A 21879-nucleotide genomic window follows, 5' to 3' on the forward strand; every position below is an offset into this window, starting at 1 on the left:
AGGAGGTCGCGTCGACCTTAATCAAGACGCTTCGGTGCGAGTGGATCCACGGCTTCATCGCCGACTTCTTCAACACTATCGACCCAGAAGCGGGCGTTCGGCAGCGATCAGAGCAGCAACGATTTTGGCAGGACCGGAAATCGGCATGGAATGCTGCAATCATCATCATGTCCCGTCCAAGTTGTGGACAGTTCCTTCTCAAAGGCGCACTCTTAGCATGTGAAACGCGAGCTAGCGTTTCGTGCAACGCTTCACATGCTTGACTTGCGTCGGTGATTATCTGACCTACCCGGATACTTCCGGGTGGGCAGACCTCACATTGTGTCGCCTATCCGTGATCAGGCTACGGCCTAAGGCACGTTGCAGCCCGTTCCGGATCAACTGGGAGGTAAACAACATGCCTGATTTTCAGCGCAGAGAACTTCTTGTTCAAGGAAGCGCGGCTCTTGCCGCAATTGCTGCTCTCTATACCTCGCGCCGGGCTTACGCTTTTCCAACACGGCCGAACGAGGAAGTTATTCGATGGCTGGATCAGCCGACCGAAAATCCCAATCCGGCGGGTATCCAGAAGCAGCTTGTCTGGGAGGATTTGGATAGCTGGATAACGCCAAACGACAAGTTCTTCAGCATCTCGCATTTCAACCGACCGACGATCGACGAGAAGACATGGTCGATGGAAATCGGAGGCCTGGTCAAGAAGCCCCTGGAGCTAACGCTCGCCGACATCAGGGCGCGACCGCGGCAGGAGGTCGTTTTCACAGTGGAATGCTCGGGCAATCACGGGTTTCCCTTTTTCACCGGCGGCATCGGCAATGCTCGCTGGGCAGGGACGCCGCTCGCCCCGATCCTTGAGGAAGCTGGCGTTCTGGAGAAGGGCATCGAGGTCGTCTTTTTCGGTACCGACACAGGCGAGATCCCGATACGCGACGTCAAGATGCAGCAGAACTTCGCTCGCAGCATGTCGCTCGCCGACGCGATGAACCCCGACAATCTCCTCTGCTATGAAATGAACGGGGCCGCCTTGCCGGCGCCCAATGGCTTCCCGGTACGGCTCATTGCGCCAGGCTGGTACGGGATCGCCAACGTCAAGTGGCTAAAGCGCATCGAGGTTCGCGATACGCGGTTCATGAGCCTTCTGATGGCCCGTGACTATGTCACCATCCGGGAGGAGGACCACAACGGCGAGACCGTATGGGCCGAGACGTCAGTCGGGCGAGCGCTGATAAAGTCCGCGCCTGCGAAGGTTACCCGGAAAGATTCAGATTACCGCATCGTTGGGGCAGCCTGGGGGGCGCCGATCGACCGGGTCGAAGTGCAAATCGATCAAGGGCCTTGGATACCAGCGACCATTGACCACAGTGAGGAGGCCGAACACGCCTGGAAAATATGGTCCCTGGCTTGGGCAAATCCCTCTCCTGGAGAACACACGGTGACCTCGCGCGCGGTCAGCACCACGGGACAAGTTCAACCGGCGATGGACGATCCCTTGATAGCCAAGAAACACACATACTGGGAAAGCAATGGCCAGGTGACGCGCCGCGTGCGTATCGGCTAGAGGATTCTGCCGCCAAATGGAGTCATGTGGCGTCCGCATAAATGCGGCAAAACAGATAGTTAGAGCGGTTCTGGTTCTGAGAGAACCGGAACCGCTCCAAGAACGTGCTGCCATGTGGCAATTGCGTTTGGGTCAAACAGGAAGAGGCTGCCTGATCGCCATTTCGCACCATTTCCAGCGCTCTCCTCACCCCTCCACGGCCCTGATCTCCGCGTCGACCAGGCACCAAGGCGCGTAGCGGAAGTCGCGGATCTGGATGACCTGATCGTCCCGCCACTCGACCAGCATGAAGCCGCGCACGGCGCCGTCGGCCGCCTGCGGGTCGCGGATGAGGATCGCCGGCCTGCCGTCGACGAAGCCGAGCGACAATGTCCAGTCGCTGATACGGGCATAATTGCCGAAATAGGTCGACACCTCGGCCTTGCCGCGCAGGCGGACGCGGTTGACGACGTCGAGCGGCACGTCCTCGGCGATCAGTGCCCTGACCGCGTCGAAGTCGCGCGCGTTGAACAGGTCGACATAGCGCCGCAGCCGGCGCTCGTCATCGGCGTCGAGCCTCGGCGCAAGCGCCTGTTCGGGCTGCAGCGCCAGCAGCTTGAGCTGCGCCCGCCCGCGATGCAGCGCGGCCTTGGTGGCGGCGAGCGTCGCGCCGGTCACTTCGCAGGTCTCATGCAGGCTGAGGCCGAGCACGTCGACCAGGATCACGGCGCTGCGCTGCGGCACCGAAAGCTGCATGAAGGAGCGCAGGCCGGTCTGGGCGGCGAGCCGGCTGTCGGCGCTGCCGGAGGGATCCTCGATGACGCTCATGTCGGCCTCGGTCATGCGCGACCTTTCCCGATTGCGCCGCCGCAGATGATCCTGCGCGGCATTGTGGGCGATGCGAAACAGCCATTGCTCGGGACGTTCGACGATCCCACCCCCGTCGATCGCCTGCAGCGCCTTGATCAGCACCTCCTGGACGATGTCCTCGCCGTCGATCACCGAGCCGGCCATACGCGCGCAGTAGCGATGCAGCCTTGGCCGCAACCCGACGAGCATCACCTCCAAAGTCGCCCTGTTCATTTTCGGCGTAGCGTCCCATTTCTGCGCGAGCGGCATGGCAGGCGCTACCGGGCTTTCTGATCCGCCAGCATACGGTAATTGCCGATGACTTTGACAGGCGATCGCAATGCCGGGGTCGAACGGCGCTCGGCGTGGTTTTCCGTAAACGCCTTGAAGGCCGCAAGCCCGGTCAGCGCCGACGAATCGCCGTCCTGGCCGACGATGTGGACGAACGAGCCGTCGTCCAGCTCGAGCACGAGATAACGCACCGTCGGCGGTGCCGCCTCGCCCAACGCTTCGAACACTTTTTCGACCAGCACGCGGTTATCTTCCAGGTCGGCTTGCTTCACACCGTATCGAATGAGCGCGTAGTTCATCATCGTCTCCTGACTGGTTGGTATGAACGAAGGACGACCGGCTGCGCTGAAAAGATTCTCCTTGCCGACGAATCTTTTCGGTTGCCCGCATCGTCTTTCCCGCGTGGGCGGCTGCGCGGCAGCCATCAAGCAGGAGAGACGATCATGCATATCCAGTTTGCCGAGCTTCCGGTGTTCGAGCAGGACCGCGCCAAGGCGTTCTACACCAGGCATCTCGCCTGCCAGGTCATGGCCGACCAGAAGATGGGTGATGGCGGCTGGCGCTGGATCGAGCTGGCATTTCCGCATGCCGTAACGAACCTGCATTTTGTCAGGCGCGCCGACGACGCTCCCGGAGCGGAGCCCGTATTGGTGCTGGTCGACGAAAATGTCGGGGCAATGATCGCGGCGCTGAAGAAGGACGGCGTCGAGATCGTCACCGAACCGCATGAGGCGCCGTGGCAGCCGGGCCGCACGGTGGCGGAGTTTCGCGACAGCGAAGGCAACCGCATGGTCCTCGCCAGCCGCTAAGCCACCGGAGCCCTCTGTCCGGCGGGGCGTCATACCTAAGTCCTACCTCCGGCCGGACCATCGGCCGTGCTTCCTACGTATTATTATTTCGTGACCTCTGCGTGCCGGAACCTTCCCTTGCATCGGGCGTTCGGGCGCTGTATCGCGATGCCTCATATTTAGGCAAGCGGAGGAAATACGAATAAGGGCGGGTGGCAAAACAACATGGGCCGGGGAGGAGCATCTTACCATGTCGAACCGTAAAATCGGAATGTCCCACAGTTTGGGGCTGCGCGTCGCTGACCTCAAATCCAGAATGCAAAGTGCCCAGATTACCGAGCATGAGATCAAGACGTTTCAAAAGGTTGCCGCCATTATGGGCGGCGCCAAAGGCTCACTGCGCCTCGATGCGGACGATCTGATCGCCGCGTCTTTCCTTGTCGATCCCTTGGAAGATCTCCCGCTCTCCAGTTGAAGGCGCTGAACGCAGGTCGAAATCCTATCGGGTTTGAACCTGCGATTGCCGCCGGCGGAGCATCCGCCAGCCCAAGCCGCATGCGAGGATGACGTTGGCCAGCGCTAGACCAGAAAGCGCGGCCAACGTCCCGTGCGGGCCGAAGCGCTCCAGCAGCAATGCTCCGGCCGAGGGTGCCGCCGCCTGGGCCATCAGGCTCGGCATGGCGAGGCGGCCCATCAGTCTCGCGTAGCCGTTAGAGCCGAACAGCGCGAGCGGCAACGTCCCCCGCGCGATGGATTCCAGGCCGATCCCTGCGCCGTAGAAGCCCAGCGCCAGCGGGATGATTGGCATGCCGGCCCAGAGCGTCGAAACGCCGATCGCCACAAACGTAACCGAGGCAAACTTGGTGAAAATCGGATGGTGGTAGCGCGCGATCATCATCTCGATCGCGCGCGCCGCCACCTGTGATGGACCAACCAGCACGCCGAGCCCTACGGCTACGGCAAGCGCCATGCCGCTGCCTTGCAGGATTGTGAGCAGATGCACCGATAGTGTCGACGAGATCACCGCTGCGAGTGTCAGGGTCGCGGCCAGAACGATCATGATCGACGGATCGGCTTGGTTGTCGAGAATGGGTGCCGCCTTCTTCACTCCCGGTTTGACTGCCGGTTGCGGCGGCTCCCGGGGCAGGATCACGAGATAGAGCGGCAGCGCAATTGCCAGCTGAAAGGCGGCGTAAACCAGGCAGGTGCCGCGCCAGCCGACCTCCCCCAGCAGCAAGGCTGAGATCGGCCAGCAGATGGTGCTGGCAAGGCCGCCGAACAGCGTCAGCATAGTGATGGCGGAGCGCGCGCCGTGGCCGTAGTGGCGGCCAAGCGTTGCGAAAGCGGCATCGTAAAGCCCCGCCCCCATGCCCAGACCGACGATCAGCCAGGCCGCGATATAGGCCGCAAGATTAGGGGCAAGAGCCAGCCCGATCTGGCCGAGCCCGATGCATCCGGCGCTGAACGCCAGGACATTGCGGCCGCCATGCCGCTCGATCGACGACCCGACGCGCGGAGAGATCAATCCGGCCACAAGCAAGCCGAGAGACAGGCCGCCGACAACCCATGCCAGCGGCCAGCCGGTATCGGAGGAGACTGCCGGTGCGATGACCGCGGGAAGATAGTAGGAAGACCCCCACGCCATGATCTGCGTCAGGCCAAGCGCGGTGATGATCGCGCCGCGGCTGCGCACGATGGCCGGCGAAGGCGGCGAAAGACTCATGCCGCGACGCTGCAGCCACAGCCGCCTTTGCCGATCGCCTTTGCTTCGGCATCGGCGACACAGCAGGCGCTCGAAGCCGCCGGCGCCGGACCGCCGCAGCACCCCTTGTCGGCCACGCCGATCCGCGGCACGGTGCAGACGCCGGTCTCGGGCAGCACGAGCTGGACATTGTCGGCCGCCACCATGTCTCCGGCGATCGCCGCCGCGACCGAGCGGACCTGCTCATACCCGGTCAGCAGCAGGAAGGTCGGTGCGCGGCCATAGCTCTTGATGCCGACTGTGTAGAACCCTTGCTCTGGATGGCTGAGCTCACGGTGGCCGTGCGGCGGCACGTCGCCGCAGGAGTGCTCGTTGGGATCGATCAACGGTCCCAGTGCCTTGACGCTTTCCAGCCATGGATCGAGCTCGAGCCGAAGCTCACGGGTCAGCGACAGATCCGGGCGTTGCCCGGTCGCGGCGATGATGCGGTCGACCGGGCCAAGCGCCTGCAAACCGTCCCTGGTCTGGCCTTCGACGACCAGCCGGCCGTTGGCATCGCGGATCGAAACAGCCGCAAAGCCCGTCACCAGCCTGACGCCGCCGCTCTCGGCGAGTTCGCGCACTTCGGCGCCGAGTTCGCCGCGTGCCGGCAATTGGTCGGCATCACCGCCACCGTAGATGCGCACCAGGTCGGTGCCGCGCGTCGTCCAGATGAAAGCGGTGCCCGCCTCCACATTTGCCAGGCTGGCGAGATCCAGCACCGCATTGGCGGCCGAATGGCCGGAGCCGGCGACCAGCGTCGTCTTCCCCGCATAAAGGCTGCGGTCGCGGCCGAGAATATCGGGGATGCCGTAGGCAATGCGGTCGGCAAATTCGGCCTCGCCTTCTGCAGGAATTCCGCCGGCGCCGAGCGGGTTCGGCATCTGCCAGGTTCCCGAAGCATCGATGACGGCACGTGCGCTGTCGCGTCTTGTACCATCGGCAGTCTCGACCACCAGCATGAACGGCCGGGTTTCGCGTTCCTTGCTCGAGACCTTGTCGGCGCCCCAGCGCGAAATGCCAACGACCCGGGCGCCGGTTTCGATCGACGGCGACAATTGCGGAAGCTTTGCCAGCGGCTCGAGATAATCCGCGACGAGGTCGTCCGCGGTTGGGAATGCCTCGGGCTCAGGCATCCGCCAGCCATGCGCCTCGAGCAGGTTTCTGGCCGCCTGATCGACGCAATAGCGCCAAGGCGTGAACACACGGACATGGCCCCAATCCCTGAGATTGGATGCAACCGCATTGCCGGCTTCGTAGACTTTGACAGGAATGCCCCGCGCGATCAGGTGGACCGCTGCCGCCAGGCCGACCGGCCCGGCGCCGATCACCGCAACGGGGAGTTTTTCAATCATCTCCATGTCTTCCATCCTTCCGGTAATTTCGAATTATAATGGCAAAAAAATCATGCCGCCGTTTTGGCGGCCGCTTCCGCCGATGCCGGCGCACAGGTGGCGTCGGCGCAGCATTCGTCTGCGAGGTATCCGATGAGCCCATTCATGGCGGGATAATTGGCCCGGCAGATCAGCGTGGTCGTCTGGCGCTCCTGTGTCACCAAGCCGGTGTCGACCAGCCGCTTGAGGTGATGCGACAGCGTCGAGGCAGCGATGCCCAATCTGTCCTGGATACGCCCGACCGGCAGCCCCTCATCGCCCGCCCGCACCAGCGTCCGATAGAGCTGCAACCGCGTCGGGCTGCCGAGGGCTTCAAGTTGCGAGGCTGCTTTTTCGAGTTTCATGGAAATAAGCTATTTCCAGAATCGCTGCACGTCAAGAGAATTTCGACAAAGATCGAAATAAGACGATATCTAGCCGAGGCGCTTGCCGCTGGCGTCGATGACCACCTCGCCGTCCTCCTTGGTGAACGGGCCGATATCCGGATTGGGCAGGATATCGAGCACGGCTTCGGAGGGTCGGGCGAGCATGGTGCCGAGCGGCGTCACCACGATCGGCCGGTTGATCAGGATCGGATGCGCCAGCATGAAATCGAGGATCTCGTCGTCGCTCCACTTCGGCTCGCCCAGGCCAAGTTCGGCATAGGGCGTGCCCTTTTCGCGCAGCAATTGGCGCGGCGTCATGCCCATCGCTGCGATCAGCTCGACGAGCTTTTCGCGCGACGGCGGATTTTTCAGATATTCGATCACCTCAGGCTCCTCGCCGGACTGCCTGATCATGGCCAGCGTGTTGCGCGAGGTGCCGCAATCGGGGTTGTGATAGATGGTGATGGTCATTTCGCAGCTTTCATCTGTCCGACTGGTTTCGGTTGGGCGAGCAGCCACCCTGCCAAGGCCATGGCGAGCAACGCGCCCAAAAGCTCGGCGGCGATGAAGCCCGGCAGATCGGCGGGGCGGATGCCGGCGAAGGTGTTGGAAAACGCACGGGCGATGGCCACGGCCGGATTGGCGAAGGAGGTCGACGCGGTGAACCAATAGGCAGCGGTGATATAGAGCCCGACCAGCCAGGGGATAGAATCCGGGCGGGAGCGCAGGCCGGCGAGAATGGTGAAGACCAGCCCGAAGGCGGCGACCAGTTCCGCAATCCATTGCCCGCTTCCGGTGCGCACCGTCGCCGATACCTGCAGGATCGGCAGTTCGAACATCGCATGCGCCAGGAACGTTCCGGCGATGCCGCCTGCAATCTGGGCGGCGATGTAAGCCAGCGCTGCGGTCGTTTCGAATTCACGTCGAAGCGCGAATACCATTGTCACCGCTGGGTTGAAATGCGCTCCGGAGACAGGTCCGAATATGGTGATCAGCACGACCAGGATCGCCCCTGTCGGCAAGGTGTTGCCGAGCAGGGAGACGGCGACATCGTCGGTCAGCCGGTCGGCCATGATGCCGGAACCGACAACGGTGGCGACCAGCAGAGCCGTGCCGAGGGCTTCGGCAACGAGGCGACGGGAAAGGTTGGCCAAGACGAGCCTCCCCTAGCAATTGCAGGTCACAGCCTGGATGACAGGCTGGCAAAGTTCCGGCGCGCCGTTGCAGCAATCCTCCATGAGGTAGGCCAGCAGATCGCGAAACCTGGTCATGTCGGCGAAGTAGCGCACGCTGCGGCCGTCCCGTTCGGTCCGCACCAGGCCGGCATGCGACAGTATCTTGAGATGAGCCGATACCGTATTCGGAAATGCGGCGAGCCGCGTGGCGATCTCGCCCGCCGGCACGCCGTCGGCTCCAGCCCGCACCAAAAGGCGAAAAACGTCCAGCCGGGTCTCCTGGCCTAGCGCGGCAAGTGCCGAAAGGGCGAGTGTCTTATCCACATTTCCAGGATTCCAGAAATGACGAAGAGAGTCAACGCGTGTGCCGGTAACGCAGGGCAATCGCTTTGAATTTGAGTCCGCCCCTCGCTGCGAGCATTGCGCTGCCCCTGCCTGCCGGCATCCTTGTGACGGGAGTTAGGGTGGGGATCCTTCTTCGTAAGAATCATATGCGATTGCCCTGCCCCTGCGGGGAGATGCCCAAGTGGTGGCGAAGGAATGCGAGTTTTGCAATCGTTCTGAGCAGCGACCTCGGACGAGCAGGAATTCGGATTTTCTATCGCCACGGCGTATTTTGTTCTTGCTTTGTGCCGGCAGCCATGCTACTAAGTTGAGTATGGCGCTAATTGGCTCCAACGACCCGCCTCCCGAGGCGGGTTTTTTGCTTCAGGCTTTGCAGCGTTCCTCCCCCTTGCGGGGTGGGTTACGGTAAGGGTTAGGGTGGGGGTCCATCTTCGCAAGAATCCATATGCAATTGCCCTGCCGTTTACAGGGAGAAACGCCCGGCAGGGCCAAAGGGCGGCGCCGACTTCGATAATTGGCCGTCTCCAACGCAAACCTGGCGCAATCGCCTGTCCAAAGCGATTGCCCCGCGCCGGCGACGGCCCACCCGGCTTATCAGCCAGGCACCGGTGAGACAACGGCATCCAAGGCTTGCGACCGCTTTCCTGACCCGCTGCAGATGCGCCCGGCGTCCGGCGGCCGAGACGCTGTCCATCCGGTAGAGCGCCACGAATTTGGTCCGGCACAGCGGATGGCAGACGGAGCGGAAGCGGCCAGCGTCAACCGTATTGCGCAAAAAAGTACACTCGACGGAACCCATGCTTCGAATACGCGACAATGGCGAGGTAACAAATAGCTCACTTTATGCTCGATCCTTGGGTCAAGAACACTGAATAAGCATCTGTACAGATCGGAAACATGCTTGAGACTTGCCTTTGCGCTGCAAGAAGAGTCTGTTTGTGAGTCGACCATTTCGACAGCTTGAGGACATAATGCTCGATTTTAGTCGTTTGCGGAGCCAAGTCGACGGCCAGCGTGGTGCGTTCGAAGGACTTATTCGTCATCTCGCCCAAGTAAACCCACCCGCTGGTGCGACTACGTTTCAACACATCCATGGCGCAGGCGGCGATGGCGGCATTGAGGCCTATTGGCTGAAGTCGGATCGCAGTGAGTATGGCTATCAAGCCAAATTCCACACCAAATCCGGCGACGTCGATTGGAGCGCGCTCGACCGTTCGATTATGACCGCAATGAAATCACATGGTAAGCTAACTCACATTCAAGTCGCTTTGGCGTGCGACCTGACTGATGTCGTACCCGGTCGTAAGGGCACCTCTGGACACGAGCGATGGAATACACATTTCTCGAACTGGAGTGCCGCGGCGAAAGCAATCGGTCGGACAATGACGTTTGCCCTTTGGGGCGCCTCCGACATCGAGCAACTCTTGACGCGCCCTGAGGCCAGAGGTCTGCGCGAATACTGGTTTGGTGATGTCGCACTTGATGCTCCCTGGTTCAAGACGCAGTTCACCCGCACGCTCGCGGCCCTCGAAGAGCGCTACAGTCCTGATGATCATGTCGATGTGACGATGCAGCACCTATTTGATGGTTTGCAGCGCAGCGCGAAATGGCGGGAGGAATTGCGTACGCGACTCGAAGTACTTTTTAGTGCCCGCTCTCGGGATAGCCAAAAGGATGCTTCCGAAAGCCTCCAGGCACTGTTTCAGAGTGTAACTGAGGGAATAAATGCGCTTAACGCACACGCCAAAGACATTGAACTCGGGTCAGGATCGCCATTTCCAACCGGTGACTGGTTGAAGCTATGCAAAGATCTTCGTGAAGCAACACACCGTTACCATAAAGCCTTGATGAATGCATACAAAGGGAAGAACTCCAAGAATGACCCCGAACACGACCGGGATGCAGAATGGAAGATACGCGAGGCGGCCCACGCTCTCGAATCTTACCTACGCGAGCCGACACATGAGGCTGACGCTAAGCGTTTTGTGATCTTTGAGGGCCGAGCAGGAGCAGGAAAATCCCACTTGCTCGCTGCCGAAGTTGCACGTTCACTGAACGCCGGCCAGCCAGCTGTAATGCTACTTGGAACAGATTTCTCAGGTTCGCTGTCGATCGATCTGCAGATCACCGCGCTACTTGGTCTTAACGTCAGCTTTGATACCTTCCTCGGCGCGCTGGCGGCGGCTGCTGAACTGGCGAGCACTCGCGCTCTTATCGTAATTGACGCAATCAACGAGGGGGGTGGCGCGGCCGGCTGGCGTGATCAGTTGGCAGCAATTTCTACGCGCGTAGTCGCGCACCAACGTCTCGCACTCGTTGTGTCATGTCGCAGCGAGTATGCTCAATACCTGCTTACTAGCGCTACGCGATCTCGAGCAGTGGTCGCCGAAGTCCAAGGTTTTGTTACAGCCCGCGAACAGGAAAAGGCTGCGCAAATGTATATGGACAAGCGCGGCATCCTCCGACCCGCTACACCGTGGTTGTCGCCAGAGTTTACCAATCCCTTATTCTTGCGTACTACCTGCCTAGCGCTGGAGCGTGACGGGCGCAATCATTACCCTGTAGGCTTGCGTGGAGTGCGCGAAACCCTCGCCTTCTATCTCGACGCAACGGGTCGTCATCTTGGCACGGTACACGACGGTTCGAATGACCTTGTCTCCCCGTTGAAGCAGGCCGTCGTCAGTTTGGCTGAGGCCATGGCAATAAGCCAAGCCGACTTCGTTCCACGCACTGAGGCTAGCCGTATTGTCAATAACATGTTCGATGGATTTGCTGCAGGGGATCGGTCGTGGCTCGATCGTCTAAGGCTGGGGGGGATTGTGCGAATAGATCCTCATCCCGATGACACCGATGACCCGCTACAGCCGCCTCCTGATGTCGTTCGGTTCGCATTCCAGCGATTTCAGGATCATCTTGTAGCTGAGCGGCTGCTAGCTAAGACTATTCCTAGCGCCGCCGCGTTTGAAGAAAAGGGCGCACTCCACTTCTTCATTGGGAAAAACAGCTTAGCTTATCAATGGGCTGGTGTCTTTCAAGCACTATGGTCACTGACAGCAGAAAAAGAAGGTAAAGAGCTCGTCGACCTTCTTCCGGGAGGAGCTGACCGATGGTGGAGAAAATATCAAATTTCAGAAGCATTTGTCGAAAGCGTGTATTGGCGAGATTTGCGTGCTTTTACTGAAAGATCTCTTGAGTTGCTAAATGCATTGGGTAGCGACAATACCAACACGTTTGACATATTGCTACAGCTTAGCGTTCTTGATCATCCATGGAATGCAGAACTACTCGATATCAATCTTCAATCGATGAAACTTCCCGATCGGGATGCTTTCTGGACCGTCGTCCTCAATCGACTCGTTGGCGACGATGACCAGCCATCATCTCCGGAGCGTCTAGTCAATTGGTGCCTCGGCCCCGGGATCACACGAGCGACAGACAAAACGCTAGCGCATGCACTGGTGACGCTCGGTTGGATCTTCACAACAACTAACAGACAGTTGCGAGACCGCGCAACAAAAGCGGCGACCGAAATCTTGCTCCTCCGGGCTGACCTGCTGCCCTCGTTCGTTTCACGTTTTGTCGGTGTCGATGATTTGTATGTTGTTGAACGGGTCATGGCTGCGTGTGCGGGCGCCTGCTTTCGTGATCCTGCACCTAGAAGGCTTCGCACAGCCAGCCGGTCAATCTACGACTTGGTTTTCGCGGCGGCAAAGCCCCCGCGTCATCTACTTGGACGTGACTACGCTCGCGGTATCGTCGAACTCGCCAATGATTGCGGCGTGCTTCCCGGTGATATCGATATTATGCGTTGCCGGCCGCCATATCGAACGCCTCTACCCCGTTTTCCTAAGGATGATCGGGGGATAAATGAGCGAGCAAAAAAGACTGGTGCAGATAGCATCATCAGTTCCTGTATCGGCCCTTTTGGCGACTTCGGACGCTATGTAATCGAAAGTCGCATGAGTGACTGGTCAAATGTGCGGCTTACGCAGGCTGCACCAACCAAGCCATTGTCAGGCGGCTTCAGATACGACCGGGAAAACAAGATCAGCATCAAGGGTGCCCAGCGATGGGTCGCCAACCAAGCTATTCGTCTGGGCTGGAATAAGAAGAGATTTCCCAGAGATAGTTCGTTTGGAGATAGTCATAGTAGCGGGGGGAGGATCGAACGAATCGGGAAGAAATACCAGTGGCTGGCATACTTCGAGCTTCTCGCACGACTCGCTGACAATTATTGGTTACTCGACAGCTATAACGAAACCTACTCGCGATCATTTGATACCCCATTGGATACCGAGTTCGTGCGAGATATCGATCCGACAGTACCCACCCCCCGTGGGGAAAACGACTATGGTACCGCACCTGTGTTCGACGTCCCGTCACTCCTAATTGAGACGGTTGCAAGCGAAGAACAGAAACTCTGGGTGTTTGCGTCATGCCTCGCCGAGAACCGGCTGCGCCTCGGGCTGAGCGATGACATAGCCTCGCAGGACGAATGGGTCTCACTCTATCGCTATGCCTCGGCGACCGTTAAATGGCCCGAACAAAAATTCATATCCAGCCGCCCAACAAGACAAGATGATTTTCACTTTGTTATGATGATCGCCTTGCCCAAGAAAGATCAGGATGAACTTGTTAGGCGCAGTCGGGAAAATAAGGTCGACTTTCATCGCTGGTTACCGGCTGACTACACCGATGCGGGGTATCTTTATGAACTTGGCCGAAGAGGAACTTGGCCAAATGACAGGTTGCGTCAGCGGGAGCATTGGCCTCATGAGGAGTTTATTTTTACTGGACTAACACTTGGCTACCATTGGGAATCACATCTCGATGGATCCCTGCCCGAAGGTGCCTCATTCCAACTTCCAGCTCCTTGGCTTTTGAAAGCACTCGACCTGGAAGCCGACCCTCAACGTCCTGGCCAATTTCTTGATTCACAAGGAATACCGACCGTCGTTGCGGGCCGAAGCCATCATAAGGTCTGGTGTGTCGCGCGACGCCGACCACTGCTAAGCCTGCTCGCCCAGGACGGGCTCGCGCCACTCTGGGCAGGTATTGGAGAGCGATCCGGTTATCCTCACCCTGAGCGAGAGGCTATGGTGAGGATTCGCTGGAACGGACTGATGTGGCTAACAGAGGAAGAACCTCGTTTCGACACGTGGGACGAAAGGTACGACATCAAGTAGGCCATGGACCTCGACTCAGGAAGGTTGCGGTCAGCCAGGCACCGTGGCGGCAACGGCATCAGCGCGACCAAGGCCGGCAACCGCTTTTCTGACCCGCTGCAGATGCGCCTGGCGTCCGGCGTCCGAGACGCTGTCCATCCGGTAGAGCGCCAGGAATTTGGTCCGGCACAGCGGATGGCAGACGGAGCGGAAGCCGCGCAGCAGGGTCCGCCGGCCGGGCTGTCCCATGATCCACGACATCAGCGGCGTGGCGCCACATGTGGTCATTGCCATCACCCGGCGTATGTGCCGCAATTTGGGCCGCGGGCCGCGTCGTGCCGTCGGCATCTCGAAAGCGAAGCCCGGCACCAGCACACGCTCCAGCCAGCCTTTCAGCATCGCCGGCAGGCCATACCACCAGGTCGGATAGATGAAGACGACCGCCTCCGCCCAGAGCAGCTCCTGCGCATGTTCGTGCACCGGTTGCAGGTTCGCCGCCTTGTCGTGGTAACCGCGCCATTCCTGCGTGCGCATGACCGGATCGAAGCCGGTCGCATAGAGGTCGAGCAGGTGGACCTGGTGACCGCTTTCGGCAAGCGTCTCCAGCACCGTGTCGCGCACCGCGCCGCTGAAGCTGTCGGCGCAGGGATGGCAATGGACGACGAGGACCTTCATCTGGCGCTCAGACCTGTCGGTCGCGAGAGGATCGCGGGGGTGCATGCAAGCGTCGCATGCAAACAAGCCACCCGCAGACGTAATCGATCAGCTGTTTTCATGCGAAGCCCCGCAGCCCCCGTATCAAGACGCAACACCTCCGGTCGCGTCAAGGCCCGTTCGTGCGCAGACGTGGGCTTGCTGGGGCCAAAACCCTAACGGTGCATTCGGTTTTTCGATCAGCATTGTTCCAGAATGTCCGCGCCCTAGCTTCACGGCCGGTCCAAAGCGTCAGGAGAAAAAGATGCAGACAGGAAAACTGAGCGGCAAGATCGCCTTGGTGACGGGCGCCTCTTCCGGCATCGGCGAGGCCACCGCCTTGGCGCTGGCGGCCGAGGGCGCCACGCTGGCGATTGCCGCGCGGCGCGCCGAGCGGCTGGACGATCTGGCGAAGCGGATCCGTGAGACCGGCAGCGCGGCACTGCCGATTGCCGTCGACGTCACCGACGAAACGCAAGCCACGGCGATGGTCGAGCGGGTCCAGCAGGAGTACGGCCGGCTCGACATGCTGCTTGCGGTTGCCGGGGTCGGCGTCGCCGCGCCGTTCCGCAACACGACGCCGGAAGAATACCGCCGGATGGTCGACGTCAACATCCTGGGCCTGCTTTATCCGATCCATGCGGCACTGCCGTCGATGCAGCGGCAAGGCGCCGGCCACATCGTCGTGGTCTCGTCCGGCACCGGCCGTTATATCCACCCTTCGGTGGTTTATTCCGGCACCAAGCACGCGGTGAGCGCGATGGCGGAATCGCTGCGCCGCGAGATCGGCAAGGACGGCATCCGCGTCACCTGCATCGAGCCTGGCGCCGTCAAGACCGAGTTCACCCAGAATATGCGCGCCGATGTGCGCCAGGCGGTCGAGCAGAGGCTGGGCGACATGGAGCAGCTGGAAAGCGAGGACATCGCCGCCGCCATCCTTTATGCGGTGAGCCAGCCGCCAAGGGTCAACGTCAACATCCTGACGCTCTATCCGACCGCGCAGGCGTGAGGCCGCAAGGTGGTACCCTGCGCCGCCCCCGCAGCTTCATCCGCCGGTCATCAGCGTGAACACAAGCTGCCGCAGCTTGCCGCCCGGGCCGAATTCGACCCGGTCGAAATCGCGGCTCGCCTGCCGTTGTGCCTGCGAGATTCCGGCGAGCTGTCTCGTCACTTCGATCCTGATCTTGCTGCAGCCACGGTCATCGGCGACGGTCAGGCCAATGGTGGCCGCCTCGATCTTGTGCACCATGTCGACGATGCTGGCGCCGTGCACCTTCTCGTGGGCGGCAAGGCCGGCTGCGAAAACCTCCCAGTTCTTCTGGATTGCGCCCGGCAGCCCCGCAGCCGGCTTCGGCAAGGTGTAGGTGATGATCAGCTTCGGCTGCGCCGACACCAGCACGCAGGCGTCGCCTTGCGGCTGGTAGTCCCTTACCCAGGTCAGCTTGAAATTGGTATGCGCGATGACGCGGCGCTCGCCGAGCAGCGGCCCGCGCCCGCCGATCGAGGCATAGAGCTCCGGGCCGGATTGCCCTGAGATGGCATAGGTCTCGACCTTCTCGACCGCCTGCCAGCCGGCATGCGCCGGCGATGTCGGCAGGAAGGCGAGCAGCAGGCAAAGGCGAATGGCTGTTTTCATGCAAGTCCTCGCAGCCGCTGCGCACGACGCAAACGATATGCAGTTCCCTTCCGTGGACATAGCCGGCGGCCGGCTATAGTGGGATGCTCGTATACAAGAATCCACAGGCAACATCATGTCGCCGCGACCGAACATTGCCCGGCAACGCCCTGCCCCCGGGGCCCAGCCTCCCGGCGTCAGCCTCTGTCGCGCGCTGTCGAAGCTTGGCCTGTGCTCGCGCAAGCAGGCCGAGCATCTGGTTGTCGAGGGGCGCGTGCGGGTCGCCGGCAAGATCGTGCGCAACGGCTCGATGCGCGTCGATCCAGGCCGCGATCGCATCGAGGTCGACGGCCGCCGCGTCGCCGCCGAGCGCAAGGTCTATCTGATGCTCAACAAGCCGCGCGGGCTGGTCACCACCCGTGACGACCCGCAGGACCGCGGCACCGTCTATGACTGCCTGGCAGGCCTCGACCTGCCTTTCGTCTCGCCCGTCGGCCGCCTCGACAAGGCCAGCGAAGGCCTGCTGTTGATGACCAACGACACGCGCTTCGCGCAGCGCCTGCTCGATCCCGCCTCGCATGTCGCCAAGACCTATCACGTGCAGATCGGCGCGCTGCCCGACGAGGCCATGCTGGCGCGGTTGCGCGCCGGCGCGACCGTCGACGGAGAATTGCTGGCGGCCCGCTCGATCGAGCTGCTGCGCGGCGGCACCAGCACCGCCTGGCTGGAGATCGTGCTCGACGAGGGCCGCAACCGCCATATCCGCCGGCTGCTCGCCGCCCACGATATCGAGGTGCTGCGCCTAGTGCGGATCGCGATCGGATCTCTGCGGCTCGGCGACCTTGCCAAAGGCAAGGCACGCCGTCTGAGCGCGGAAGAGCTGGCGATGCTTCAGGCCTAGCCGGCTGGCGGCGACTCGACAGTCAGGCAGCTGCCCGCCAAAGCTGTTCCCTGTCGGATACAGCATCAATTGCCCGCAAGAGAACCGACACCGCGGTGTCCAGGCTGCTTTCCTCGGCCTCCAGTTCGACAAGCCCTGTCCAGGGATCGAGGTTAGCGGGATCACGCTCTATCTTCGCAACCAACGTCTCGCGCGATTCAAATTGAAATGTAAGGGGTTCATCAATCTTCATTGTCGGAAGAAGCCTTGGCTTTGCCGCACTGGGCCAGCACCTTGCCGATGGCGGCGGATGAGCCGGCAAGCGGAAAGCTGTTCTCGCCATATTTGCCCGAGACGACCGTGACCTCGCCCTTGGAGCGCAGCAGGGCCAACAGCGGGTCGGTGCTGCTCAATTCCACGGTGAAGGTGTTGTACATTTCTTCGAGTTGAAGCGTCTTGGTCACCGCCTTGCCGCCGGCCTTGAACGCGAACGAAGCGATGCCGGGTTCCAGTTGCGGACCGCTGTCGCCCAAATCATAGCTCAGCGTCGGCTTGCCGAAACAGGCCAGCGTCAGCTGGGCGCCGCCATTCGATCCGCCGCAGACCGACGCCATCAGCACTTTACCGCCCTCCTCTTCCTCCAGTTTCGCCGTCCAGCCGCACGGCGCGGCAAACGCCGGCTGCGCCGCTTGCAGGACAACCTGAGCGGCGACGCAACCCGCCACGACGAATTTCGCCAATCCGCTTCGCATGATCTTCCCTTCCCAAGTCATCGAACCATCGTCGGCCACGTGGCATCGAGGACTATACAAAACAAATTGTCCCGTGGCATTACCGGCGACAGGGCGCTGTAGCAATTCAGGCGATTGATTTTCGATCGAGTGGAAGCGGCACCAGCACCGCCTGGCTGGAGATCGTGCTCGACGAGGGCCGCAACCGCCACATCCGCCGGCTGCTCGCCGCCTACGATATCGAGGTGCTGCGCCTGGTGCGGGTGGCGATCGGCCAATTGCAGCTCGGCGAGCTTGCCAAAGGCAAGGCACGCCATCTGAGCGCGGAAGAGCTGGCGCTACTTCAGGCCTGAAGTGCTGGCTCCAGGGGCCTTCGCACCGAACGGGTGATTGACATTAACATTCCTGTTTCATATTTTCCTTTTATGAAACCGAAATGCGACAGCGCAATTGAAGGGCTGGTCCGACGCGAAGTGGCTCGGCAGCCGGAGAGAAAAGCATGAGCACGGCGTTGCGGGCGGTCCCCAGATTCCTGGACGAATTGGGCACGTTTGGCGGTCTCAAGGGAACCGACATTGCAAACATCACCGACGTGTCCAAGGCCACGGTTTCGAGGTGGAAGGCCGGCGACATCAAGCCCCAGCCGCGCAGCGAGCTCATTCTATCGGACCTGCACTATATCGTCGGCCGACTGCAGGAATTCTACGAGCCAAGCGATATCCGCACCTGGCTTTACGCTCGCCACCCGCAATTGAACGGTGAAAGGGCGATAGATCTCATTCACGACGACCGTGCTCTCGACGTGCTCAAAGTCATCGATCGGCTTGAGAACGAGGTCTTTCTGTAATTGGCGATCGCCGGGCGGATGAGACGAGACAGTCGGCTCATCGACGCTATCGAGGCAATAGTTCCGGTCGAATACTCCGGAACGGTTTGGCGTGTGGTGCGCCAGGGCCGCAGCCCGATCCAGTGCTCGAGCTCCGGCGGCCGTTGGGACGATGGAACGTTCGACGTGCTCTACACCTCGCAAGAGCGCGAAGGTGCCTTGAGCGAGATGAGATTCCACCTGACGCGGGGGCAGCCAGTGATCCCTTCGCGTGTCAGATACAATCTCTTCGAGATCGATCTTGCTTTGGACCGGACGCTCAGACTGCTCGACCTGGCAGCCTTGCAGACCCTTGGCCTCGACACCGCGCGCTACGGGCAGCTTTCGTATCAGGAAAAGCACGCCGAATATCCGAGATCGCAAGACATCGGCGAGGCCGCGCATTTCCTCGATTATGACGGCCTGATCGTGCCCAGCGCGCGACATGACTGCCTGAACGTCGTCGCGTTTTGTGATCGGTTGCCGGCCGGAGCGATGACGAGCAGAACCGATCACGGGGAAATTGCCTGGGCTAGCGGCGGCCCCGCTGCCGTCCATCCCCCGCTCGGGTGATGCGGCCAGCGGAAGTGGCGCGCTAACATTGCCTCCAAGTGTAGAGCGTCTAACGCGCAAGGGAGGATCCATGCGTATGCTCCGACTGATACCGACGCTGCTGGCGCTGCTGGCCGTCATGCCATTGAACGCTGAAGCGACGACGAAGAAGTACCCCAAGGGCCACGGCACGAATTGCGCCGAGAAGGACCAGGCGTGCCAGAAGAAATGCCAGGCTGTGCCGATCGACTACAATAGCGTCAGATCCATCAAGGGACGCAACGAATGTCTGAATAATTGCACCATCGGCTACGATCAGTGTCTCGGGGCACCCGCCCGAATCCAGGAACAGACAACCCAGGAGGACGTCGCGCAATAGAAGCCCGCTAGATGGCTCCAATGCGCAAGAGACATAGGTGTGATTGAATGACGGCGACAGCCCGCCGTCGCCTTCATGTGCGGCCGCTGACTTCGTCGACATGGCGCGCAGCATGTCGTCGGGATCTTCATAGACGCGAAACGCGCCCGATTGGCGGAGCTCCTCGGTGCCGTAGCCGCCGCCTGAGCAGGCCGACGCCCAGCAGGACCGTGCGATGCGTCACCCGCCGCGCCGCGTCATGGATTTCGGCAAAATCCAGCCCATATTCCTAGATGTGGAGCTTTGAGCGTGAAACTCGCGCGTGCGGTCCTGCTTGCCGCGGCTTTCGTGGCTGTTGCGGCCGTTTGTCCCTCTTCAGCAACCGGAGAGGCGGACGGCCGGGAGAAAATTGTGTTGCGCGTCGAGATAGACGGCGCCATCGGTCCGGCGAGTGCCAGGCAGCTCGAGGAAGCACTGGCGGTTGCCGCGGACCGAAATGCCCAGGCTCTCATCCTGCAGATGGACACGCCCGGCGGGCTGGTCACCAGCATGCGTGAGATGATCGCCGGCATTCTCGCCTCGCCGGTTCCCGTCATCGGCTATGTCGCGCCCGCCGGCGGGCACGCAGCGAGCGCCGGAACCTACATCCTCTACGCCACCCATCTGGCGGCGATGGCGCCCGGCACCAATCTGGGCGCGGCAACGCCGATCGAGATGGGCGGGCCGCTGCCATCGTTTCCCGGCGGCAAGAACGATGGCCCGGAGGCGGACAAGGACAAGAAGAACGCACCCGCGGGCGATGCGATGATCGCCAAGGCGACGAACGATGCCGTTGCCCTGATCCGCAGCCTGGCTGAATTGCGCGGGCGCAATGCCGAATGGGGAGAAAAGGCCGTGCGCGAGGCGGCCAGCCTGTCGGCCGGCGCGGCGCTGCAGCAGCATGTCATCGACTTCGTCGCCCGCGACACCACCGAACTGCTTCAACTGGCCGACGGCCGGACAGTCGAGATCGTCGGCAAAAAAGAGGCAATGGCGACGAAAGGACTGCCGGTCGAAACGCTCGAGCCAGGCTGGCTCATCCGGCTTCTCGCCGTGATCACGGACCCGAACATCGCCGTCATCCTGATGCTGGTCGGCGTCTATGGCCTCGTCTTCGAATTCACGAGCCCGGGCGCGGTCGCGCCCGGCGTGATCGGCACGATTTGCCTTCTGCTCGGACTCTATGCGCTCAATCTCCTGCCGATCAGCTATGCCGGCCTTGCCTTGATGCTGCTTGGCATCATCTTCCTGGTCGTCGAAGCCTTGAACCCGACTGTGGTCCTTGGGCTGGGAGGCTGGCTGCGTTTCTGCTGGGCGCTGCAATGTTGCTCAGGATCGAGGGGCCCGGCTTCGAGATGTCGTGGGCCGTTATCGGCACCGCCGCCGTCCTGACGCTCGGCCTGGCGCTGTTGACCGGCAGCTATCTGTGGGCGGCCCGCAAGAACGTTCCGCGTGTTGGCGCACAGGCCATGCAGGGGCTGCCGGCGGAGGTCCTCGACTGGCAGGGCAGCGAGGGCCACGTGCTCGCCCGGGGCGAGCGCTGGCGGGCAAAAGCCGACGAACCGCTTGCAGTGGGCGACAGCGTCGAGGTGGCCGATGTCAGGGATCTTGTGCTGACGATACGGCGCCGCAATGTGAGAAGCGATGGAGCAAGGCAATGATCATCGGTTATGTGGCCTATCTGGCAGCAGCGCTCGTCGTGGTCATGTTCCTGTCCGCGGCCATTCGCATCCTGCGGGAATATGAGCGCGGCGTGGTCTTCACGCTCGGCCGCTTCACCGGAGTCAAGGGCCCCGGCCTTATCATCCTCATCCCTTTCGTGCAGCAGATGGTGAAGGTCGACCTGCGAGTGGTGGTCCAGGACGTCCCGCCGCAGGACGTGATCTCGCGCGACAACGTCTCGGTGAAGGTCAACGCGGTGCTGTATTTTCGTATCGTCGACGCCGAGCGGGCGGTGATCCAGGTTGAAGACTTCATGACCGCCACCAACCAGCTGGCACAGACCACGTTGCGCTCGGTGCTCGGCAAGCATGAGCTCGACGAAATGCTGGCCGAACGTGACAAGCTCAACAGCGATATCCAGGAGATTCTCGACCAGCGCACCGATGCCTGGGGCATCAAGGTCTCCGATGTCGAGATCAAGCATGTCGACCTCAACGAGAACATGGTCCGCGCCATCGCCAAGCAGGCCGAGGCGGAACGGCTGCGGCGTGCGAAAGTGATCAATGCCGACGGCGAACAGCAGGCGGCGGCAAAGCTCGTCGAGGCCGGCAAGATGCTGGCCGAAGCACCGCAGGCCATGCAGCTACGCTATTTCGAGGCTCTCCATGACATCGCCGGTGAGCGCTCGTCGACGGTCGTGTTTCCGGTGCCGATGGATCTGCTCGGTCATTTCATCAAGCAGGGTGGTGGAGGCGGCTGAGCGCGTAATCTTCCCCCTCGAGGGGGAGATGGCTGCGAAGCGGCCAGAGGAGGTCGTCTCACATAGATCGCCGACGC

The 21879-nt window shown here is 61.3% G+C and carries 23 protein-coding genes and 3 pseudogenes; 13 read left to right on the forward strand and 13 right to left on the reverse strand.

Annotated elements, in window-relative coordinates; all coding sequences use genetic code 11:
- Both NKH90_RS28175 and NKH90_RS28180 read left to right on the forward strand, forming a co-directional pair.
- A partial coding sequence (locus NKH90_RS28175) for a hypothetical protein (protein ID WP_352822278.1) occupies positions 1-263 on the forward strand: 263 nt, incomplete at its 5' end.
- A gap of 134 nt (positions 264-397) precedes the next feature.
- On the forward strand, positions 398-1555 hold the full coding sequence (locus tag NKH90_RS28180) for a sulfite oxidase (RefSeq protein ID WP_352822343.1): 1158 nt from the start codon (positions 398-400) through the stop codon (positions 1553-1555).
- A gap of 186 nt (positions 1556-1741) precedes the next feature.
- On the opposite strand, the gene NKH90_RS28185 is transcribed toward NKH90_RS28180, so the two are convergent.
- Both NKH90_RS28185 and NKH90_RS28190 read right to left on the reverse strand, forming a co-directional pair.
- Complete coding sequence (locus tag NKH90_RS28185) at positions 1742-2617, reverse strand: sigma-70 family RNA polymerase sigma factor (RefSeq protein ID WP_352822280.1); 876 nt, start codon at positions 2615-2617, stop codon at positions 1742-1744.
- Positions 2618-2661: 44 nt separating this feature from the next.
- On the reverse strand, positions 2662-2973 hold the full coding sequence (locus NKH90_RS28190) for a hypothetical protein (RefSeq protein WP_352822283.1): 312 nt from the start codon (positions 2971-2973) through the stop codon (positions 2662-2664).
- Positions 2974-3117: 144 nt separating this feature from the next.
- Here NKH90_RS28190 and NKH90_RS28195 point away from each other — a divergent pair, with 144 nt between their 5' ends.
- The gene (locus tag NKH90_RS28195) at positions 3118-3483 is read left to right on the forward strand and encodes a VOC family protein (RefSeq protein ID WP_352472157.1); all 366 of its coding nucleotides are present in this window, start codon (positions 3118-3120) and stop codon (positions 3481-3483) included.
- 229 nt (positions 3484-3712) lie between these two features.
- A complete protein-coding gene (locus NKH90_RS28200) occupies positions 3713-3937 on the forward strand; it encodes a hypothetical protein (protein ID WP_031213090.1) in 225 nt (74 codons plus the stop codon).
- 24 nt (positions 3938-3961) lie between these two features.
- Here NKH90_RS28200 and NKH90_RS28205 read toward each other — a convergent pair whose 3' ends face one another.
- The 6 genes from NKH90_RS28205 to NKH90_RS28230 all read right to left on the reverse strand — a co-directional run bounded on the left by NKH90_RS28205 (position 3962) and on the right by NKH90_RS28230 (position 8461).
- Entirely contained in the window at positions 3962-5185 is a 1224-nt protein-coding gene (locus NKH90_RS28205) for an MFS transporter (protein WP_352822286.1), read from the reverse strand.
- Entirely contained in the window at positions 5182-6558 is a 1377-nt protein-coding gene (locus tag NKH90_RS28210; RefSeq protein ID WP_502898884.1) for an FAD-dependent oxidoreductase, read from the reverse strand. Before NKH90_RS28210 ends, NKH90_RS28205 begins: the two co-directional genes overlap by 4 nt.
- 50 nt (positions 6559-6608) lie before the next feature.
- Positions 6609-6941 carry an ArsR/SmtB family transcription factor gene (locus NKH90_RS28215; RefSeq protein WP_352822292.1) on the reverse strand — a complete coding sequence of 111 codons (333 nt, stop codon included), beginning with the start codon at positions 6939-6941 and terminating at the stop codon, positions 6609-6611.
- Between the two features lie 69 nt (positions 6942-7010).
- The gene (arsC, locus tag NKH90_RS28220; protein WP_352822294.1) at positions 7011-7433 is read right to left on the reverse strand and encodes an arsenate reductase (glutaredoxin); all 423 of its coding nucleotides are present in this window, start codon (positions 7431-7433) and stop codon (positions 7011-7013) included.
- Positions 7430-8116, reverse strand: a complete 687-nt coding sequence (locus NKH90_RS28225; RefSeq protein WP_352822297.1) for an aquaporin — start codon at positions 8114-8116, stop codon at positions 7430-7432. Before NKH90_RS28225 ends, arsC begins: the two co-directional genes overlap by 4 nt.
- 12 nt (positions 8117-8128) lie before the next feature.
- Positions 8129-8461, reverse strand: coding sequence for an ArsR/SmtB family transcription factor (locus NKH90_RS28230; RefSeq protein WP_352822300.1), 333 nt, complete (start codon positions 8459-8461; stop codon positions 8129-8131).
- A 992-nt stretch (positions 8462-9453) separates the two neighbouring features.
- On the opposite strand from NKH90_RS28230, the gene NKH90_RS28235 reads away from it, so the two are divergent.
- Positions 9454-13668, forward strand: coding sequence for an NACHT domain-containing protein (locus NKH90_RS28235; protein WP_352822303.1), 4215 nt, complete (start codon positions 9454-9456; stop codon positions 13666-13668).
- A gap of 30 nt (positions 13669-13698) precedes the next feature.
- Here the strand turns inward: NKH90_RS28235 and NKH90_RS28240 are convergent, their stop codons facing one another.
- Positions 13699-14322 carry an NAD(P)H-dependent oxidoreductase gene (locus NKH90_RS28240; RefSeq protein ID WP_352822306.1) on the reverse strand — a complete coding sequence of 208 codons (624 nt, stop codon included), beginning with the start codon at positions 14320-14322 and terminating at the stop codon, positions 13699-13701.
- A gap of 283 nt (positions 14323-14605) precedes the next feature.
- Here NKH90_RS28240 and NKH90_RS28245 point away from each other — a divergent pair, with 283 nt between their 5' ends.
- Positions 14606-15349 (forward strand): SDR family oxidoreductase, encoded by a 744-nt coding sequence (locus NKH90_RS28245; protein WP_352501239.1) that lies wholly within the window; start codon positions 14606-14608, stop codon positions 15347-15349.
- 36 nt (positions 15350-15385) lie between these two features.
- On the opposite strand, the gene NKH90_RS28250 is transcribed toward NKH90_RS28245, so the two are convergent.
- A complete protein-coding gene (locus NKH90_RS28250; RefSeq protein WP_352822309.1) occupies positions 15386-15976 on the reverse strand; it encodes a DUF922 domain-containing Zn-dependent protease in 591 nt (196 codons plus the stop codon).
- Positions 15977-16091: 115 nt separating this feature from the next.
- Between NKH90_RS28250 and NKH90_RS28255 the strand changes: the two genes are divergently transcribed.
- Positions 16092-16856 (forward strand): pseudouridine synthase, encoded by a 765-nt coding sequence (locus tag NKH90_RS28255; RefSeq protein WP_352822311.1) that lies wholly within the window; start codon positions 16092-16094, stop codon positions 16854-16856.
- A 22-nt stretch (positions 16857-16878) separates the two neighbouring features.
- Here NKH90_RS28255 and NKH90_RS28260 read toward each other — a convergent pair whose 3' ends face one another.
- The gene (locus tag NKH90_RS28260) at positions 16879-17088 is read right to left on the reverse strand and encodes a hypothetical protein (RefSeq protein WP_352822314.1); all 210 of its coding nucleotides are present in this window, start codon (positions 17086-17088) and stop codon (positions 16879-16881) included.
- Entirely contained in the window at positions 17078-17587 is a 510-nt protein-coding gene (locus tag NKH90_RS28265) for a hypothetical protein (protein WP_352822317.1), read from the reverse strand. Before NKH90_RS28265 ends, NKH90_RS28260 begins: the two co-directional genes overlap by 11 nt.
- Before the next feature lie 134 nt (positions 17588-17721).
- On the opposite strand from NKH90_RS28265, the pseudogene NKH90_RS28270 reads away from it, so the two are divergent.
- The 4 genes and pseudogenes from NKH90_RS28270 to NKH90_RS28285 form a co-directional block, all read left to right on the forward strand.
- Positions 17722-17919: pseudogene (locus NKH90_RS28270) on the forward strand (pseudouridine synthase); the annotation flags it as partial.
- A gap of 146 nt (positions 17920-18065) precedes the next feature.
- Positions 18066-18413: an antitoxin Xre/MbcA/ParS toxin-binding domain-containing protein gene (locus NKH90_RS28275; protein WP_023680350.1), complete on the forward strand. Its 348-nt coding sequence runs from the start codon at positions 18066-18068 to the stop codon at positions 18411-18413.
- An 18-nt stretch (positions 18414-18431) separates the two neighbouring features.
- Complete coding sequence (locus NKH90_RS28280; protein ID WP_352822320.1) at positions 18432-19004, forward strand: RES family NAD+ phosphorylase; 573 nt, start codon at positions 18432-18434, stop codon at positions 19002-19004.
- A gap of 70 nt (positions 19005-19074) precedes the next feature.
- A complete protein-coding gene (locus tag NKH90_RS28285) occupies positions 19075-19362 on the forward strand; it encodes a hypothetical protein (RefSeq protein WP_352564190.1) in 288 nt (95 codons plus the stop codon).
- A 73-nt stretch (positions 19363-19435) separates the two neighbouring features.
- Here the strand turns inward: NKH90_RS28285 and NKH90_RS28290 are convergent.
- Positions 19436-19542 (reverse strand): annotated as a pseudogene (locus NKH90_RS28290) (HAD family hydrolase); the annotation flags it as partial.
- 108 nt (positions 19543-19650) lie between these two features.
- Between NKH90_RS28290 and NKH90_RS28295 the strand changes: the two are divergent.
- Together NKH90_RS28295 and NKH90_RS28300 are read left to right on the forward strand one after the other, a co-directional pair.
- A pseudogene (locus tag NKH90_RS28295) lies at positions 19651-21041 on the forward strand (NfeD family protein).
- Positions 21038-21802 (forward strand): slipin family protein, encoded by a 765-nt coding sequence (locus NKH90_RS28300; protein WP_352822324.1) that lies wholly within the window; start codon positions 21038-21040, stop codon positions 21800-21802. Before NKH90_RS28295 ends, NKH90_RS28300 begins: the two are co-directional and overlap by 4 nt.
- Positions 21803-21879 lie beyond the last annotated feature (77 nt).

Source organism: Mesorhizobium sp. M0898 (assembly GCF_040319695.1).
Lineage (GTDB): Bacteria > Pseudomonadota > Alphaproteobacteria > Rhizobiales > Rhizobiaceae > Mesorhizobium.